The sequence below is a fragment of the Streptomyces sp. NPDC008086 genome (assembly GCF_042957325.1).
GTDB lineage: Bacteria > Actinomycetota > Actinomycetes > Streptomycetales > Streptomycetaceae > Streptomyces.
In genome coordinates this window covers 93,206-110,399 of the sequence record NZ_JBIBIA010000019.1, presented here as the reverse complement: position 1 = coordinate 110,399, position 17,194 = coordinate 93,206, and the positions used below count along the sequence as shown (strand labels likewise).

Sequence of the window (17,194 nt, the reverse complement as noted above, 5' to 3'; positions counted from 1 at the left end):
TTCGGTCTTGCGTTTCCGACTCTATCAGATCCTTTTCCGATCCGATTTCCTCGGTGCTTTCCAGGTTCCCGCTTCCGCGTTTCCCTTTCCGGCGACTCCGACTTTATCAGAGATTCTGAGTCGGATTTCCCGCCCCCTCGGGGACTGGTTCCGGCACACGAAGTGGCCGGGTTCCCGTTCAGGCGGAGCCGTAAAAGTACTGGAGCGGGGCGCCTCGATGCAAATCGAGGCGCCCCGCTCCTGGTTCACACGGCAGAGTGTCCGACGGACCGTCAGACCTCCACGACCACAGGCAGGATCATCGGCCGACGTCGGTACGTGTCCGAGACCCACTTGCCCAGGGTCCGGCGCACCAGCTGCTGGAGCTGGTGGGGTTCGACCACTCCGTCCTGGGCCGAGCGTTCCAGCACCTCCGTGATCCTCGGGACGACGTCCCCGAAGGCGGAGTCCTCGATGCCGGAGCCGCGGGCCTGGATGTGCGGGCCGCCCGTGATCTTGCCGGTGGAGGAGTCCACCACCACGAAGACCGAGATGATGCCCTCGTCGCCGAGGATCTTGCGGTCCTTCAGCGCCGGCTCGCCGACGTCGCCGACCGAGAGGCCGTCGACGTAGACGTATCCGGCCTGGACCTTGCCGGAGATCTTCGCCTTGCCCTCGATGAGGTCGACGGCGACGCCGTCCTCGGCGATGACGATGCGGTCGTGCGGGACGCCGGTCAGGGCGCCCAGTTCCGCGTTGGCGCGCAGGTGGCGCCATTCGCCGTGGACCGGCATCAGGTTCTTCGGGCGGCAGATGTTGTAGAAGTACAGCAGCTCGCCCGCGGACGCGTGGCCCGAGACGTGGACCTTGGCGTTGCCCTTGTGGACGACGTTCGCACCCCAGCGGGTCAGGCCGTTGATGACGCGGTAGACCGCGTTCTCGTTGCCGGGGATGAGGGACGACGCGAGGATCACCGTGTCGCCCGGGACGATACGGATCTGGTGGTCGCGGTTGGCCATGCGGGACAGGGCCGCCATCGGCTCGCCCTGGGAGCCGGTGCAGACCAGGACCACTTCGCTGTCCGGCAGGTCGTCGAGGGTCTTGACGTCGACCACCAGGCCCGGCGGGACCTTCAGGTAGCCGAGGTCGCGGGCGATGCCCATGTTGCGGACCATCGAGCGGCCGACGAAGGCGACCCGGCGGCCGTACTCGTGGGCCGCGTCCAGGATCTGCTGGATGCGGTGGACGTGGCTGGCGAAGCTCGCCACGATGACGCGCTTGCGGGCGCCTGCGAAGACCTGGCGCAGGACATTGGAGATGTCGCGCTCGTGCGGGGTGAAGCCCGGGACCTCGGCGTTCGTGGAGTCGGAGAGGAGGAGGTCGATGCCTTCCTCGCTCAGCCGCGCGAACGCGTGCAGGTCGGTGAGGCGGTTGTCCAGCGGGAGCTGGTCCATCTTGAAGTCGCCGGTGTGGACCACCATGCCGGCGGGGGTGCGGATGGCTACCGCCAGGGCGTCCGGGATGGAGTGGTTGACCGCGACGAACTCGCAGTCGAAGGGGCCGATGCGCTCGCGGTTGCCCTCCGCCACCTCGAGGGTGTACGGGCGGATGCGGTGCTCCTGGAGCTTGGCCTCGATCAGGGCGAGGGTCAGCTTGGAGCCGATCAGCGGGATGTCCGGCTTCTCGCGGAGCAGGAAGGGGACGCCGCCGATGTGGTCCTCGTGGCCGTGCGTGAGGACGATGCCCTCGATGTCGTCGAGGCGTTCCCGGATGGACGAGAAGTCCGGAAGGATCAGGTCGATTCCGGGCTGCTCCTCCTCGGGGAAGAGCACTCCGCAGTCGACGATCAGCAGGCGGCCGCCGTACTCGAAGACCGTCATGTTTCGGCCGATCTCGCCTAGGCCGCCGAGCGGGGTGACCCGCAGGCCCCCGTCGGGGAGCGGCGGGGGCGGGCTGAGTTCAGGATGCGGATGACTCAAAAGACTCTCCTCACCACACGCGCCACGTACCGGTAGGGCACGTGGCGCGCATGACGTTCGTGCAGAAGCAGTTGTCGTTGTGGGGTGCAGGCGCCGGTGGCCCGCTTATTCAGTTGTGGAGTCTGGTGCGCGCCCAGCGCGCGAAGTCTGGTGTTAGAGCTGTACCCCGCCTGCGGCAAGATCGATCTTGAGCTGGTCGATCTCCTCGGGCGAGCACTCGGCCATGGGGGCGCGCAGTGGCCCGGCCGGCAGGCCCTGGAGGGCGAGCGCGGCCTTGGTGGTCATGACGCCCTGGGTGCGGAACATGCCGGTGTAGACCGGGAGCAGCTTCTGGTGGATCTCGGTGGCCTTCTGGACGTCACCGGAGACGTACGCGTCGACGAGCGCGCGCAGGTCGGGGGTGACCAGGTGGCCGACGACCGAGACGAAGCCGACGGCGCCCACGGAGAGCAGCGGCAGGTTCAGCATGTCGTCGCCGGAGTACCAGGCGAGGCCGGAGCGGGCGATGGCCCAGCTGGCTCGGCCGAGGTCACCCTTCGCGTCCTTGTTGGCGACGATGCGCGGGTGCTCGGCGAGGCGGACGATCGTCTCCGTGTTGATCGGGACGCCGCTGCGGCCGGGGATGTCGTAGAGCATCACCGGCAGCTCGGTGCTGTCGGCGATGGCCTTGAAGTGGCGGTAGAGGCCTTCCTGCGGGGGCTTGTTGTAGTACGGCGTGACGACCAGGAGGCCGTGTGCGCCGACCTGCTCCGCCGCGCGGGCGAGCTCCAGGCTGTGGTGGGTGTCGTTGGTGCCGACACCGGCCACCACGTGGGCTCGGTCGCCGACGGCCTCCAGTACCGCCCGTACCAGGTCCGATTTCTCCGCATCGCTGGTGGTGGGCGACTCGCCGGTGGTGCCGTTGATGATCAGGCCGTCGTTGCCTGCGTCCACCAGGTGCGTGGCGAGCCGCTGCGCGCCGTCGAGATCGAGTGCGCCGTCCGCCGTGAAGGGCGTGATCATGGCGGTGAGGACCCGCCCGAAGGGGGTCTGCGGAGTGGAGGTCGGAGCCATGGGTTACACGCTACTCGTTGCGCTCGGCCTGGTCTGCCCTCGGGGGGTGCGGAAAAGTCAGGACAAATAAGGAGCCCGGCACTGCCTGCTCGGGGGTTCAAGCAGTGCCGGGTCCGTTTGATCAGGCTAGATGAACTTCTCCGAATGCCGCAATACGGACACTTCAGGCGGCTGGGCCGTGCGGCCGTGCCCGATCGTGGGACGCGGGCGTTACGGCGCCACTCTGCCGTTCGCATTGAAGGCGGCGTACGTCAGCGGCATGAGCTTGGCCCACTCCGCCTCCATCAGCTCGCCGACCATCTCGATCTCCCGCTGCGGGAAGGACGGGACCTTGGCCAGTTCGTGCTGGGTGCGCAGGCCGAGGAAGTGCATCAGGGAGCGTGCGTTGCATGTGGCGTACATCGAGGAGAACAGGCCGACCGGGAGGACGGCGCGGGCCACCTCGCGGGCGACGCCTGCGGCGAGCATCTCCTGGTAGGCCTCGTACGACTCCCGGTACGAGTCCTCCATGACGCGGCCGACCAGCTCCTGCTGGGCCTGGGTGCCCTCCACGAAGACGTACTTGCCAGGGCGGCCCTCCTGGACCAGCTTGCGGGACTCGCCGGGGACGTAGAAGACGGGCTCGAGCTCGCGGTAGCGGCCGCTCTCCTCGTTGTACGACCAGCCCACGCGGTGCCGCATGAACTCGCGGAAGACGAAGATGGGGGCGCTGATGAAGAACGTCATCGAGTTGTGCTCGAACGGGCTGCCGTGCCGGTCCCGCATCAGGTAGTTGATCAGGCCCTTGGAGCGCTCCGGGTCCTTCTTCAGCTCGTCCAGGGACTGCTCCCCGGCGGTGGAGACGCGGGCGGCCCACAGCACGTCGGAGTCGGCCGCGCTGTGCTTGACCAGCTCGACGGTGACGTCGCTGCGGAAGCTTGGCTTGAGGTCGTCGGCGGGGGTGTCGGTCACGGCTCGGGGGGTCCTTCCATCACTTCGCTGGGCGGCGCCCACTCTACGGCCCGGCACTGACAACGGGGCGTTCGGTGCCGGGTCGCGACATACGACGGCGAACTTCGGCGCATTTCTGTGAATTCGGCGAAACCGGGCACCTTTTGGGGCACTGGTTCGTCTGTGTTGGTGACGGTCACCCACATGATTCCGAGAGGAGAAGTTCCTGATGTTCGGTCGGCGCGAGCCCGTCCCGTTCGCCTTCCTCGCCGAGGCCGACAGGTTCCGCAGCAATGTCGCTCCCCCGCCCCGCGAGCGGGCGTCCGTCGGTCAGATGGCCGGGCGCTGGCTGCTGGGACTCACCATTGTCGCCGGGCTGGTGGGCTCGCTGGTGGTGGGCATGCCTGCGCTGTCCACGGACACCGCGAAGCAGACGCAGCAGTCACAGGCCTCTCAGGGGCACTGACTCAACCGGCCCCCCAGGAGTGGTGAGTGGGGGCGCGGGTCGATTAGCCTCACCGGGCACAGCCCCTGCATGAGTGAGGACCAGCCGTGCCCCTGCCCTTCCTGACGGCCGACCGCGCCTTCGAGACAGCCGATGACGTCGCGCTGCCCTTCGACGACCTCGACCGCTGGCGGCGTCCCTACCGGCCCGGGCCGTGGCGTGTGGGCGTGGCCGCGCTGTGGCTGCTGCTCGCCTCTTATGTGCTGTTCGCGGCGGTCGTCATCGCCCTGACCGGCACGGTGACCGGGGCTGCCGCCGTCTTCGGCATCGCGCTGGCCATCATCGCCGGTGCCCTGCGGTTGCTGCGCATGGGCGTGTGGGTGAGCGCGCGAGGGCTGCGTCAGGTGAGGTTCCTCGTCACGCGCACGGTGCCCTGGGAGCAGGTCGTCGCCGTGCGGACGGTTCAGCAGCCCGTGCGCTGGCTGGGGCTGCCGCGCACGGTGCAGGGGCAGGCGCTGATGCTCGTGCAGCGCGGTCGTGCGGCGGGTGACATGCCGACACTGATGACCACGCACAACACGGACTTCCTGGCCCGGGTCACGGCGTTCGACCGTGCCGCCGACGCGGTCGAGGTGTGGGCCTCGGAGAACACGCGCGGCTGAGCGCGCCGGGTGGTTGCAGGGGTCGGCCCGCGGCAGCGGACCGGCCCCTTTGGCTTACGGCTTGCTCGTCGGCGTGGGGCTGACGCGTTGGGGCGCGGCTGGGTCGGCGGCGTGCGGCAAGCTCTTCGTCTTGTGGCCGGTTCCTGGACCAAGGCCAGGCCGGCAGCGGCAGCCAGCCCGCACGGCCGAAGGCCAAGTCGCCGACGGGCACCCGACTCACCGGCGTGCGGTCGGCTCTCGACCCCGCGCCCGGGTGCTCAGGCCTCGACCGTCCTGCCCTCGTGCAGGGCGATGGCTTGTTGCATTGCCTTGCGGGCTCTGGGGGTGTCCCGGGCGTCGTGGTAGGCGATGGCGAGGCGGAACCAGGTGCGCCAGTCGTCGGGGGACGCCTCTGTTTCGGCCTTGCGGCGGGCGAAGACCTCGTCGGCCGAGTCGCGGTCGATGCGGCCGCCGGGGGTGCGCTTCAGCTCGTCGACGGGGAGGCCGCCCTCGGCGTCGAGTTCGGCGGCGAGGGCGTTGGCCTTGCGGACGAACTGGGTGTTCTTCCACAGGAACCACACGCCGATGACCGGCAGGATCAGCACTGCCACGCCGAAGGTGACGGTGATTACCGTGCCGGACTGGATGAGCATCACGCCACGGCTGCCGACCAGGACGAAGTAGACGACCAGGACGGCGGCCGTTATGGCGTAGGAGATCTTCGCGCGCATCAGTGGGTCTCGTGTCAGCTCAGGTCCAGGAAGTGCTCCAGGCCGAAGGTCAGGCCCGGAGTGGTCACCACGCGGCGCGCGCCGAGCAGGATGCCCGGCATGAAGCTGCTGTGGTGGAGGGAGTCGTGGCGGATGGTCAGGGTCTCGCCCTCGCCGCCGAGCAGGACCTCCTGGTGGGCCAGCAGGCCGCGCAGGCGGACCGCGTGGACGGGGACGCCGTCGACGTTCGCGCCGCGCGCGCCGTCCAGGGCCGTCTCCGTGGCGTCCGGCGCCGGGGCCGTGCCCGCGGCGCGACGGGCCTCGGCGATGAGCTGGGCCGTGCGGGTGGCGGTGCCGGAGGGGGCATCGACCTTATTCGGGTGGTGGAGTTCGACCACCTCGACCGACTCGAAGTAGGGCGCGGCGATCTGCGCGAACTTCATCGTCAGGACGGCGCCGATGGAGAAGTTCGGCGCGATCAGCACGCCCGTCTCCGGGGAGGCGGACAGCCAGCCGTTCAGCTGCGCGAGGCGCTCGTCGGTCCAGCCCGTCGTACCGACGACCGCGTGGATGCCGCGGTTCACGCAGTAGTCGAGGTTGGCCATCACCGAGTCCGGCGTGGTCAGTTCGACGGCCACCTGGGCGCCGGTCTCCGCCAGCGTCTCCAGCTTGTCGCCCCGGCTCAGGGCGGCGACCAGCTCCATGTCCTCGGCGGCCTCGACCGCCCGTACCGCCTCGGAGCCGATCCGGCCCTTGGCGCCGAGGACCGCCACGCGCAGCTTGCTCATCTCTTGTGCTTCCTTCACCAGGGAATGGTCAGGCGACGGCGTCGTGCAGCCGGGACGCCTGCTTGTCCTTCAGCGGGCCGATGACCGACAGCGAGGGCCGCTGTCCGAGGACCTCGCGGGCGACCGAGCGGACGTCGTCCGGGGTCACCTCGGCGATCCGGGCCAGCATGTCGTCGACGGACATCTGCTCGCCCCAGCAGAGCTCGCTCTTGCCGATGCGGTTCATCAGGGCGCCGGTGTCCTCCAGGCCGAGGACGGTGGAGCCGCGGAGCTGGCCGATGGCGCGGCCGATCTCGTCGTCGGACAGGCCGTGCTGGGCGACGTGGTCCAGTTCGTCGCGGCAGATCTTCAGGACGTCGTGGACCTGCGACGGCCGGCAGCCGGCGTACACGCCGAACAGGCCGCAGTCGGCGAAGCCCGAGGTGTACGAGTACACGCTGTAGGCCAGGCCGCGCTTCTCGCGGACCTCCTGGAAGAGACGGGACGACATGCCGCCGCCCAGCGCCGTGTTGAGGACGCCGAGGGCCCAGCGGCGGTCGTCCGTGCGGGACAGGCCGGGCATACCGAGGACGACATGGGCCTGCTCGGTCTTGCGGCCGATCAGCTCGACGCGGCCCGCGGCGCGGACGGTGCGCCGCCCGTTGCGCGGGGCGACGGGGGTGGCGTCCGGGGTCTTGAGGGCGCCGGCCTTCTCGAAGGCGGCGCGGACCTGTCGTACGACCTTGTTGTGGTCGATGTTGCCGGCCGCGGCGACCACGAGGTGGGTCGGGTCGTAGTGCTTCCGGTAGAAGCGGCGGATGCGGTCGGCGGTGAGGGCGTTGACCGTGTCGACCGTGCCGAGGACCGGGCGGCCGAGGGGGTTGTCGCCGAACATGGTGTGCGCGAACAGGTCGTGCACGCAGTCGCCCGGGTCGTCCTCGGTCATGGCGATCTCTTCGAGGATCGCGCCCCGCTCGACGTTGACGTCCTCTTCGAGGATGAGGGAGCCCGTCAGCATGTCGCAGACGACGTCTATGGCGAGCGGCAGGTCGGTGTCGAGCACGCGCGCGTAGTAGCACGTGTACTCCTTCGCCGTGAACGCGTTCATCTCGCCGCCGACGGCGTCGATGGCGGAGGAGATGTCCAGGGCGGAGCGGCGGGTGGTGCCCTTGAAGAGCAGGTGCTCCAGGTAGTGCGTGGCACCGTTCAGGGCCGGCGTCTCGTCGCGGGAGCCGACGTGCGCCCAGATGCCGAAGGTGGCCGAGCGGACGGACGGCAGGGTCTCGGTGACGATGCGCAGGCCGCCCGGGAGGGTGGTCTTGCGGACCGTACCGATGCCGTTGCTGCCCTTGATCAGGGTTTGGGTACGGGCGACGGCCCGCGCCTCCGAAGAGGTGCGGGCCGTCGCCGTGGAGCTACTCGACGTCACTTGTCGGTGTCGTCCTTCTTGTCGTCCTCGGAGCCCTCTTCGCCCTCGATGACCGGGACGAGCGACAGCTTGCCGCGGGAGTCGATCTCGGCGATCTCGACCTGGACCTTCTGGCCCACACCGAGCACGTCCTCGACGTTCTCCACGCGCTTGCCGCCGGCCAGCTTGCGGATCTGCGAGATGTGCAGCAGACCGTCCTTGCCGGGCAGCAGCGAGACGAAGGCGCCGAAGGTGGTCGTCTTCACGACCGTGCCCAGGTAGCGCTCGCCGACCTCGGGCATCGTCGGGTTGGCGATGCCGTTGATCGTGGTGCGGGCGGCCTCGGCGGACGGGCCGTCGGCGGCACCGATGTAGATGGTGCCGTCGTCCTCGATCGTGATCTCGGCGCCGGTGTCCTCCTGGATCTGGTTGATCATCTTGCCCTTGGGGCCGATGACCTCACCGATCTTGTCCACGGGGATCTTGACGGTGATGATCCGCGGGGCGTTCGGGGACATCTCGTCCGGCGTGTCGATCGCTTCCATCATCACGTCGAGGATGTGGAGGCGGGCGTCACGGGCCTGCTTGAGGGCGGCGGCCAGGACGGAGGCCGGGATGCCGTCCAGCTTGGTGTCGAGCTGGAGGGCGGTCACGAACTCCTTGGTGCCGGCGACCTTGAAGTCCATGTCGCCGAAGGCGTCCTCCGCACCGAGGATGTCGGTGAGGGTGACGTAGTGCGTCTCGCCCTCGATCTCCTGGGAGATCAGGCCCATGGCGATACCGGCGACGGGGGCCTTCAGCGGCACACCGGCGTTCAGCAGCGACATGGTGGAGGCGCAGACCGAGCCCATGGACGTCGAGCCGTTGGAGCTCAGCGCCTCGGAGACCTGGCGGATCGCGTAGGGGAACTCCTCGCGCGTCGGCAGGACCGGCACGAGGGCGCGCTCGGCGAGGGCGCCGTGGCCGATCTCGCGGCGCTTCGGGGAGCCGACGCGGCCGGTCTCGCCGGTGGAGTACGGCGGGAAGTTGTAGTTGTGCATGTAGCGCTTGCGGGTCACCGGGGAGAGGGTGTCCAGCTGCTGCTCCATGCGGAGCATGTTCAGCGTGGTGACGCCCAGGATCTGGGTCTCGCCACGCTCGAACACGGCGGAGCCGTGCACGCGCGGGATGGCCTCGACCTCGGCGGCCAGGGTGCGGATGTCGGTGACACCGCGGCCGTCGATGCGCTTCTTCTCCTTGATGACGCGCTCACGGACCAGGGTCTTGGTCAGCGAGCGGTACGCGGCGGAGATCTCCTTCTCGCGGCCCTCGAACTCCGGCAGGAGCTTCTCGGCGGCGAGCGCCTTGACGCGGTCCAGCTCGGACTCGCGCTCCTGCTTGCCGGCGATGGTCAGCGCGGAGGCCAGCTCCGGCTTGACGGCGGCGGTGAGCGCCTCCAGGACGTCGTCCTGGTAGTCGAGGAAGATCGGGAACTCGCCGGTCGGCTTGGCGGCCTTGGCGGCGAGGTCCGACTGGGCCTTGCAGAGGACCTTGATGAAGGGCTTCGCGGCCTCCAGACCGGCGGCGACGACCTCCTCGGTCGGCGCCTCGGCGCCACCCTCGACCAGCTTGATGGTCTTCTCGGTGGCCTCGGCCTCGACCATCATGATCGCGACGTCGCCGTCCTCCAGGACGCGGCCCGCGACGACCATGTCGAAGACGGCGTCCTCGAGCTCGGTGTGCGTCGGGAACGCCACCCACTGGCCGTTGATCAGCGCGACGCGGACGCCGCCGATTGGGCCGGAGAAGGGCAGACCGGCCAGCTGCGTGGACGCGGACGCGGCGTTGATCGCCACGACGTCGTACAGGTGGTCGGGGTTGAGCGCCATGATCGTGGCGACGACCTGGATCTCGTTGCGCAGGCCCTTCTTGAAGGACGGGCGCAGCGGGCGGTCGATGAGGCGGCAGGTGAGGATGGCGTCCTCGGAGGGACGGCCCTCACGGCGGAAGAAGCTGCCGGGGATCTTGCCGGCGGCGTACATCCGCTCCTCGACGTCCACCGTCAGGGGGAAGAAGTCGAGCTGGTCCTTGGGGTTCTTGGAGGCGGTGGTGGCCGACAGCACCATGGTGTCGTCGTCCAGGTACGCCACGGCGGAGCCGGCGGCCTGCTTGGCCAGGCGGCCCGTCTCGAAGCGGATGGTGCGGGTGCCGAAGGAGCCGTTGTCGATGACGGCCTCGGCGTAGTGGGTCTCGTTCTCCACTAGCGTTTTCTCCGTTACTTGTCGTCTTTTGTCCCGTCGCTGCCCGTGTGGCAGGGGGACGGTGGTGGAGAAGCGCTCCGTGCGGTGCAGGCCGGTCTTCGATCGAAGCACCCGGGGCTCGCTTTCCCCCGGGGGCCACTACCGAGGACCGGCGGCGGCTAGGCGCGCTTCTCCTCTTCTTGTCGTGCTGTGTCGTCCGTATTGCGTTGTGCTACCACACTACAAAGCGGGTGTGACACTCCGCATGTTTCCGCACGCACGGTTGACGTGCCGTACGTACAGCAAAGGGAGCGGCTCCCGATCCTTCCGGGAACCGCTCCCCTCACGGCGTCCTACTTCGCGCCCGCCGCACCGCGGCGGATGCCGAGGCGGTCGACCAGCGTACGGAAGCGCTGGATGTCCTTCTTCGCCAGGTACTGGAGAAGGCGGCGACGCTGACCGACCAGGATCAGCAGACCACGACGGGAGTGGTGGTCGTGCTTGTGGGTCTTGAGGTGCTCGGTCAGGTCCGAGATCCGGCGCGAGAGCATGGCGACCTGGACCTCGGGGGAGCCGGTGTCGCCCTCCTTCTGGCCGAACTCGGAGATGATCTGCTTCTTCGTAGCGGCGTCGAGCGGCACGCGTACTCCTCGTAGTCTTTGAATGGCCACCGAGTGCCCCCGGTCTGTGTCTCGGGGGAGCTTCCGTTACTCGGGAGGCGGGGATCCGCTGGGCGCGTCCCCCAGGCGAACCCGGGGGCGCGTACACAAACGGCCGTCACACAGCGTACCAGCACATGGGCGCGCCCTTGACGGACGGTCCCCGGCGGCGCTGGTCAGAGACCGCCGCGGACCTTGGCGTAGACGTCCAGGACGGCCAGGCAGATCGGGACCAGGGAGAGCAGGACCAGCGAGTCCGCGAGGTCCAGCATGCGGCCCCAGAAGGGGGAGAGGCCCTTCTGCGGAACGATCAGGGCGATGGCGATGAGCAGCAGCACGCCGACGCCGACCGAGGCACCGAGCCACAGGGTCCGTACGTTGACCGGGCCGGAGTTGTTCTGGAGCAGTTCCATGATGATGTCGGCCGGGGGCGAGATCGCGAGGCCGAGGACCAGCAGGGCGAGGGTGACGACACCGGCCACGAACAGGCAGGTGACCTGCGCGGTGTAGCGGAACAGGCGGGCCCGCAGCATCGCGGCGAGGCCGGTGCACAGGGCGAGCAGCTGGGCCCAGCCGTTGTCGCTGAAGCCGAGCACGGCGCCGCCGGCGCCGATGATGACGGCGGCGCATCCGCCGACCAGGCCGAGGAGCAGTTCGTGGCCGCGGCTGGTCTGGGCGACGATGCGCTGGACGTCGACGGCCTCGAGGTCGCCCTCGCGGCCTTCACGACGGGCCCGGGCGAGGTCCTCGGGGTTGCGGAAGCCGATCGGCAGCTTGGCGAAGCGGGACGACCAGCCGGGCAGGAAGCCGACGACGGCGAGCGCGACGACCGAGGTGCCGGCGGCGATCTCGCGCGGCTCGGCCTCGGTGAGGACACCGCAGAACACGGCGAGCGTGCCGATCGCGGAGGCGAGCGCGGCGGCCACGAACGGGGCGTCGCCCTGCGGCAGCAGCATGATCAGTACGACGGAGCACAGCAGTACGGCGACACAGCCGACGAGGAACTGGATCCGTCCGGGGCCTTCGCCCGCGTCCTGCGGAAGGGCGCCGGAGCCGGCGATGAGCGCGTGCGGCAGGGCGGAGATGCCGAGTGCGACGGCGGAGCCCCGGTCGTCGTACACCCGGGCCCGTACGCCGGCGAGGGCCGTCAGCGCGAGCGCGGTCACGCCGGCGAGGATGCCCTGGAGGCCGTGCATGTCGTGCCGGATCGGGTCCGCGAACCAGAAGACGAAGCCGAGCATGACCAGCAGCAGCGATCCGGCGACGAGGCCGGCGACCCGCATCAGGTTGTCGTTCCAGCTGCGGGTGTCCTGCTTGACCGCGGCGGCGATGGCGTCCACGACGTCGTCGTGCACGGCCGGCGGCAGCGAGTCGGCGAAGGTGCGCAGCAGCAGCACCTCGCCGTCCCTGACCCGGTGCTCGAGCAACGAGCGGCTCGCGTCGAGCACTTGACCCTCGCGGGTCACAAGGTGGTAACCGGAAGGACTCGTATCCGGCTGGACCAGGCCCGACAGCCTGATGATCTCAGGAAAGAGGTCCTGGATCGGCAGGTCCTCGGGCAGCGCCACATCGACTCGGCTGTCCGGCGCTGCGATGGTGATTCGGCAGAAACCTGTCGAAGTCCCCGTGCTCACCTGGTGTTCCCCCTGCTAGACAAGGCTTCCTCGCGCCGCTCGTACGACGCGGAGCGCCACCATATCCGTTGCGGTACCGGCCCTAGGACCTACCTCCCCCATTCCTCCCAGGACCTGCTCCGCATCTCCATCCGCCTGCCTCACTCGGGCACGTCACGCATCAGTAGGATCGACGCCTACGCGAACGACGCCTACGCGAACGAGAACACGTCGCGGTACACGGGGGCGTCGGTGCCAAGGACGTATCACGTATCAATCGCGAAGGATGAGTGCATCGGTGAGCGTCGTCATCATCAAACGACCACCGCGGACAGTGCCACCGGCCGTCCCGGACGGCGAGGTCAAACTCGAGACGCCGCCCGAGATTCCGCGCGAGGGCGACGACAGCATGCTGATGAACATGCTGCCCATGATGGGCATGCTGGGTTCCGTCGCCTTCTTCTTCACAGCCGGCCAGTCCTACATGAAGGTCGTCGGCGGTCTCATGCTGGCCTCGACGGTGGCCATGATGGTCGCCCAGTTCGCCAAGGCCCGGCAGGGCCCCGGGGCCGGCATGGCCCAGGACCGGCGTGACTACTTCCGCTATCTGGAGCAGGTCCGCAAGGACGTGCACAAGACGGCGGAGCTGCAGCGGCGCAGCCAGCTGTTCCAGCACCCCGACCCCGAGCAGTTGTGGGCGGTGGCGGCGGACGGCAAGCGGCTGTGGGAACGGCGCCCGAACGACGCGGACTTCGCGTCCGTGCGGATCGGCCGCGGTACACAGCAGTTGAACACCCCGCTGGTCGCCCCGGAGACGGCGCCCAAGGACGAGCTGGAGCCGCTGACCGCGGCGGCCATGAAGGCCTTCCTCGACGCGCACGGCAGTCTGCACGACCTGCCGGTCTCCATCTCGCTGCGTGCCTTCTACCACGTGACGATCTGCGGTGAGACCGACACGGTCTACGGCAACGCCCGCGCGACGCTGTCCCAGCTGGCGACGCTGCACTCGCCCGAGGACCTGATGGTCGCCGTGGTGACACACCCCTCCTCGGCGTCGGAGTGGGACTGGATCAAGTGGCTGCCGCACAGCCAGCACCCGAAGGCGAAGGACGGAGCGGGTTCCTCCCGGCTCCTCTTCGACGACCTCGGTGAGCTGGAGGAGGCGCTCGCGGACCAGTTGGACGACCGGCCCCGCTGGAACCGTGAGGCGAACCCCGTCTACGACCAGCCGCACCTGATCGTCGTCCTCGACGGCGGCACCGTGCCGCCGGACTCCGAGCTCGCCGGCGCGGAGGGACTTCAGGGCGTCACCTTCCTGGAGATCGCCCCCGGTGAACTGGAGGAGGAGCTGCGTGCCGGTCTGACGGCCTATGTGAAGCCGGACCGGATGCGCCTGTTCGTCGGTCACGAGTCCGCGTACACGGGCAAGCCGGACGTGCTGAACCCGGCGCAGGCCGAGTCCCTGGCGCGGCAGCTCGCCCCCTTCCGGGTCGGCTCCGCGGAGGAGGGCGAACCCCTTCTGTCCAACCTGGACTTCACGGACCTGATGGGCATCGGCGACGCGGGCACAGTCGACGTCTCCCGCACCTGGCGGCCGCGCACGCTGCACGAGCGGCTGCGGGTGCCGATCGGTGTCGGCGAGAACGGCGAGCCGGTCATGCTGGACCTCAAGGAGGCCTCGCAGGAGGGCATGGGCCCGCACGGTCTGTGCGTCGGCGCCACCGGTTCCGGCAAGTCCGAGGTGCTGCGTACGCTGGTGCTCGGCCTCGCGGTGACGCACTCCTCGGAGACGCTGAACTTCATCCTCGCGGACTTCAAGGGTGGCGCGACCTTCGCGGGCATGGCGGACATGCCGCACACCGCGGCCGTCATCACCAACCTCGCGGACGACCTCACCCTCGTCGACCGTATGCGCGACTCGATCATGGGTGAGACGCAGCGCCGGCAGGAGCTGCTGCGCTCGGCCGGCAACTACGCCAACCTGCACGACTACGAGAAGGCCCGGGCCGCGGGTGCCGCGCTGGAGCCGATGGCCTCGCTGGTGATCGTGCTCGACGAGTTCTCCGAACTCCTCACGGCCAAGCCGGACTTCATCGACATGTTCATCCAGATCGGTCGCATCGGCCGTTCGCTGGGCATCCACCTGCTGCTGGCCTCGCAGCGCCTGGAAGAGGGCAAGCTGCGCGGCCTGGACACCTACCTGTCGTACCGGATCGGTCTGCGTACGTTCTCCGCCGCCGAGTCCCGTACGGCGATCGGCGTCCCGGACGCCTACCACCTGCCGTCGATCCCCGGTTCCGGTTACCTGCGCTACGACACCGACACCATGGTCCGCTTCAAGGCGGCGTACGTGTCGGGTCCGTACCACGGCGAGGGCCCCTCCCGCGTGCACCGCTCGACGCAGCTGCGTCCGGCACTGTTCTCGGCGGAGCACGTGGCGCTGCCGCCGCAGCCGGTGATCGAGGAGCCGGAGCCCGACAACCGGGTGGACGACGCGCTCGCCGACACCGTGCTGGACGTCCTCGTCGGCCGGATGATCAACCAGGGTCCGCCCGCCCACCAGGTGTGGCTGCCCCCGCTGGACGAGGCGCCCTCGCTGGAGCAGCTCCTCCCGCAGCTCGCCGTCAGCCCGGAGCGCGGCCTCACCGCGCCCGACTACACGGCGCTCGGCCGGCTCAACGTGCCGGTCGGTCTGGTGGACAAGCCGTTCGAGCAGCGGCGTGACGTGCTGTACCGGGACTTCTCCGGCGGTGCCGGTCACGGTCTGTTCGTCGGTGGTCCGCAGTCCGGCAAGTCGACGCTGCTGCGCTCGCTCATCTCGTCGTTCGCGCTCACCCACACGCCGTCCGAGGTGCAGTTCTACTGCCTGGACTTCGGTGGTGGCGGTCTGATCTCGATGGAGGAGCTGGCGCACGTCGGCGGGGTCGCGAACCGTCTCGACGCCGAGAAGGTGCGTCGTACGGTCAGCGAGGTCGAGGGGATCCTGAACGCGCGCGAGGAGTACTTCCGCGCGAACAACGTCGACTCGATCCAGACGTACCGTCAGCGCCGCAACTCCGGCCAGCTGCCGGACCAGCCCTGGGGCGACGTGTTCCTCGTCATCGACGGCTGGGCCACGTTCAAGACGGACTACGAGATGCTCGAGGCCACCGTCACCGAGATCGCCACCCGCGGCCTCGGCTTCGGTGTGCACGTGATCCTGACGGCGAGCCGCTACACCGAGGTCCGGCCCGCGCTCAAGGACATGCTGCAGAACCGTATCGAGCTGCGCCTCGGTGACCCGACGGAGTCGGAGGTCGACCGCAAGGTCGCCCAGAACGTCCCCGCCACCGTGCCGGGCCGCGGTCTGACGCAGGACAAGCTGCACTTCATGGCGGCGCTGCCGCGCGTCGACGGCTCCTCGGAGACCGACGACCTGTCCGAGGCGACGTCGATCCTCATCCGCGGCATCAACGACAACTGGCAGGGCCAGCACGCCCCGGCCGTTCGCCTGCTGCCCACGATGATGCCGGCGGACCGGCTGCCCAAGGGCTTCGAGCACCCGGAGCGCGGTCTGGCCATCGGCATCGACGAGTCGTCGCTGTCGCCGGTCTTCGTCGACTTCGAGACGGACCCGCTGTTCATCGTGTTCGGTGAGAGCGAGTCCGGTAAGTCCGCGATGCTGCGGCTGCTCGTCAAGCAGATCACCGAGCGCTACACACCGGACCAGGCGAAGATCGTCATGGGTGACTACCGGCGTGCCCACCTGGAGGGGGTGCCCGACTCGCACCTGTCGCGGTACTGCGCCTCGGCGCCGGCCATGACGGAGACGCTGGAGGGCCTCGCCGGCTCGATGCACCGCCGGATGCCCGGCCCGGACGTCACGCCCGAGCAGCTGCGCAACCGCAGTTGGTACAACAGCCCGGACGCGTTCGTCATCGTCGACGACTACGACCTGGTGGCGACCGGCGTGAACCCGCTGGCCCCGCTGCTGGAGTACCTGCCGTTCGCCCGTGACATCGGTCTGCGCGTCATCATCGCGCGTGCCTCGGGCGGGGCGAGCCGGTCGCTGTACGAGCCGGTGATGCAGCGGATGCGCGAGCTCGGCGCCCAGGGCCTCGTGCTCTCCGGCGACCGGGCGGAGGGCGCGCTGCTCGGCAACATCACGGCGACGCAACTGCCGCCCGGCCGTGGGTACTTCCACACGCGCCGCCGCGGTGGGCAGTTGATCCAGACGGGGTGGCTGCCGAACCGGTTCTGAGGAACGGCCGGTCGAACCGAACGGCTGAGCACCAGGGGCGGTACCCGCGAGGGTGCCGCCCCTCTTCGTTGCCGGTGGGCGCGCCGTTAAGGTGGAGCCACGACAGAAATGACGAGCCACGGGGGGCAGTTGTGCCGTCGGACTACATGGACTCCGATCCTGAGGTACTGAAGACCGAGGGATTCCACATGTTCAACGCCGGTGTGGAGTTCTCCAAGGCCGTGCACAAGCTGACGACCGGCCTGACCGCCCTCGAGAAGGGCGACACCCCTCCGTGGGGTGACGACGACATCGGCGAGAAGTTCGGCGTCGTCTACGAGGGGCTGCGCGACGGCATGTACGACTCGATGGGCAGCCTGGCGGAGCGGATCGCCGGCATGGGAGCCGCCCTCGCCCGGATGGGCGTGGCACACGAGCAGAACGAGGCCGCGCAGAACGACATCTGGAAGAAGACGATGGCCGAGTACGACGGTCAGGTGGAGGTTCCGCCCGGGGTCGCACGCGGCGAGATCCACACCCGGTCGACCACCTGATCCGCGACGCCCGTGTGG

The 17,194-nt window shown here is 69.2% G+C and carries 13 protein-coding genes; 4 read left to right on the top strand and 9 right to left on the bottom strand.

All coding sequences use genetic code 11. The features are described 5' to 3' along the window. Nucleotides 1-272: 272 nt before the first annotated feature. The 3 genes from ACFZBP_RS41010 to thyX all read right to left on the bottom strand — a co-directional run bounded on the left by ACFZBP_RS41010 (nt 273) and on the right by thyX (nt 3,962). A complete protein-coding gene (locus tag ACFZBP_RS41010) occupies nt 273-1,958 on the bottom strand; it encodes a ribonuclease J (protein WP_383459724.1) in 1,686 nt (561 codons plus the stop codon). Between the two features lie 153 nt (nt 1,959-2,111). Then, nucleotides 2,112-3,011, bottom strand: a complete 900-nt coding sequence (gene dapA, locus ACFZBP_RS41005; protein ID WP_383459727.1) for a 4-hydroxy-tetrahydrodipicolinate synthase — start codon at nt 3,009-3,011, stop codon at nt 2,112-2,114. 210 nt (nt 3,012-3,221) lie between these two features. Continuing rightward, entirely contained in the window at nt 3,222-3,962 is a 741-nt protein-coding gene (gene thyX, locus ACFZBP_RS41000) for an FAD-dependent thymidylate synthase (protein ID WP_062725744.1), read from the bottom strand. A gap of 208 nt (nt 3,963-4,170) precedes the next feature. Between thyX and ACFZBP_RS40995 the strand changes: the two genes are divergently transcribed. Both ACFZBP_RS40995 and ACFZBP_RS40990 read left to right on the top strand, forming a co-directional pair. After that, the gene (locus ACFZBP_RS40995) at nt 4,171-4,407 is read left to right on the top strand and encodes a hypothetical protein (protein ID WP_391420990.1); all 237 of its coding nucleotides are present in this window, start codon (nt 4,171-4,173) and stop codon (nt 4,405-4,407) included. A gap of 86 nt (nt 4,408-4,493) precedes the next feature. Then, nucleotides 4,494-5,048, top strand: coding sequence for a hypothetical protein (locus ACFZBP_RS40990; protein WP_391420989.1), 555 nt, complete (start codon nt 4,494-4,496; stop codon nt 5,046-5,048). A 257-nt stretch (nt 5,049-5,305) separates the two neighbouring features. Here ACFZBP_RS40990 and ACFZBP_RS40985 read toward each other — a convergent pair whose 3' ends face one another. From ACFZBP_RS40985 to eccD, 6 genes are all read right to left on the bottom strand, one after another. After that, the gene (locus ACFZBP_RS40985) at nt 5,306-5,758 is read right to left on the bottom strand and encodes a hypothetical protein (RefSeq protein ID WP_383459736.1); all 453 of its coding nucleotides are present in this window, start codon (nt 5,756-5,758) and stop codon (nt 5,306-5,308) included. Nucleotides 5,759-5,772: 14 nt separating this feature from the next. Continuing rightward, nucleotides 5,773-6,525 (bottom strand): 4-hydroxy-tetrahydrodipicolinate reductase, encoded by a 753-nt coding sequence (gene dapB, locus ACFZBP_RS40980; protein WP_391420988.1) that lies wholly within the window; start codon nt 6,523-6,525, stop codon nt 5,773-5,775. Between the two features lie 28 nt (nt 6,526-6,553). Next, nucleotides 6,554-7,933 (bottom strand): insulinase family protein, encoded by a 1,380-nt coding sequence (locus ACFZBP_RS40975; RefSeq protein WP_391420987.1) that lies wholly within the window; start codon nt 7,931-7,933, stop codon nt 6,554-6,556. Further along, complete coding sequence (locus tag ACFZBP_RS40970) at nt 7,930-10,152, bottom strand: polyribonucleotide nucleotidyltransferase (protein ID WP_391420986.1); 2,223 nt, start codon at nt 10,150-10,152, stop codon at nt 7,930-7,932. The genes ACFZBP_RS40975 and ACFZBP_RS40970 overlap by 4 nt, the downstream gene beginning before the upstream one ends. A 332-nt stretch (nt 10,153-10,484) precedes the next feature. After that, nucleotides 10,485-10,772, bottom strand: a complete 288-nt coding sequence (gene rpsO / locus ACFZBP_RS40965; RefSeq protein ID WP_030046008.1) for a 30S ribosomal protein S15 — start codon at nt 10,770-10,772, stop codon at nt 10,485-10,487. Nucleotides 10,773-10,966: 194 nt separating this feature from the next. Further along, entirely contained in the window at nt 10,967-12,424 is a 1,458-nt protein-coding gene (eccD, locus tag ACFZBP_RS40960) for a type VII secretion integral membrane protein EccD (RefSeq protein ID WP_383459747.1), read from the bottom strand. Between the two features lie 277 nt (nt 12,425-12,701). Between eccD and eccCa the strand changes: the two genes are divergently transcribed. Both eccCa and ACFZBP_RS40950 read left to right on the top strand, forming a co-directional pair. Continuing rightward, nucleotides 12,702-16,643 carry a type VII secretion protein EccCa gene (gene eccCa, locus ACFZBP_RS40955; RefSeq protein WP_391420985.1) on the top strand — a complete coding sequence of 1,314 codons (3,942 nt, stop codon included), beginning with the start codon at nt 12,702-12,704 and terminating at the stop codon, nt 16,641-16,643. 146 nt (nt 16,644-16,789) lie between these two features. Next, nucleotides 16,790-17,176 carry a hypothetical protein gene (locus tag ACFZBP_RS40950; protein ID WP_383459752.1) on the top strand — a complete coding sequence of 129 codons (387 nt, stop codon included), beginning with the start codon at nt 16,790-16,792 and terminating at the stop codon, nt 17,174-17,176. The last annotated feature ends 18 nt before the right edge of the window (nt 17,177-17,194 follow it).

Coding starts and splice junctions, on each gene's coding strand:
- dapA (WP_383459727.1), bottom strand. CDS start 3,011: ATGGCTCCGACCTCCACTCCGCAGACCCCCTTCGGGCGGGTCCTCACC.
- ACFZBP_RS40995 (WP_391420990.1), top strand. CDS start 4,171: ATGTTCGGTCGGCGCGAGCCCGTCCCGTTCGCCTTCCTCGCCGAGGCC.
- ACFZBP_RS40985 (WP_383459736.1), bottom strand. CDS start 5,758: ATGCGCGCGAAGATCTCCTACGCCATAACGGCCGCCGTCCTGGTCGTC.
- dapB (WP_391420988.1), bottom strand. CDS start 6,525: ATGAGCAAGCTGCGCGTGGCGGTCCTCGGCGCCAAGGGCCGGATCGGC.
- ACFZBP_RS40950 (WP_383459752.1), top strand. CDS start 16,790: ATGGACTCCGATCCTGAGGTACTGAAGACCGAGGGATTCCACATGTTC.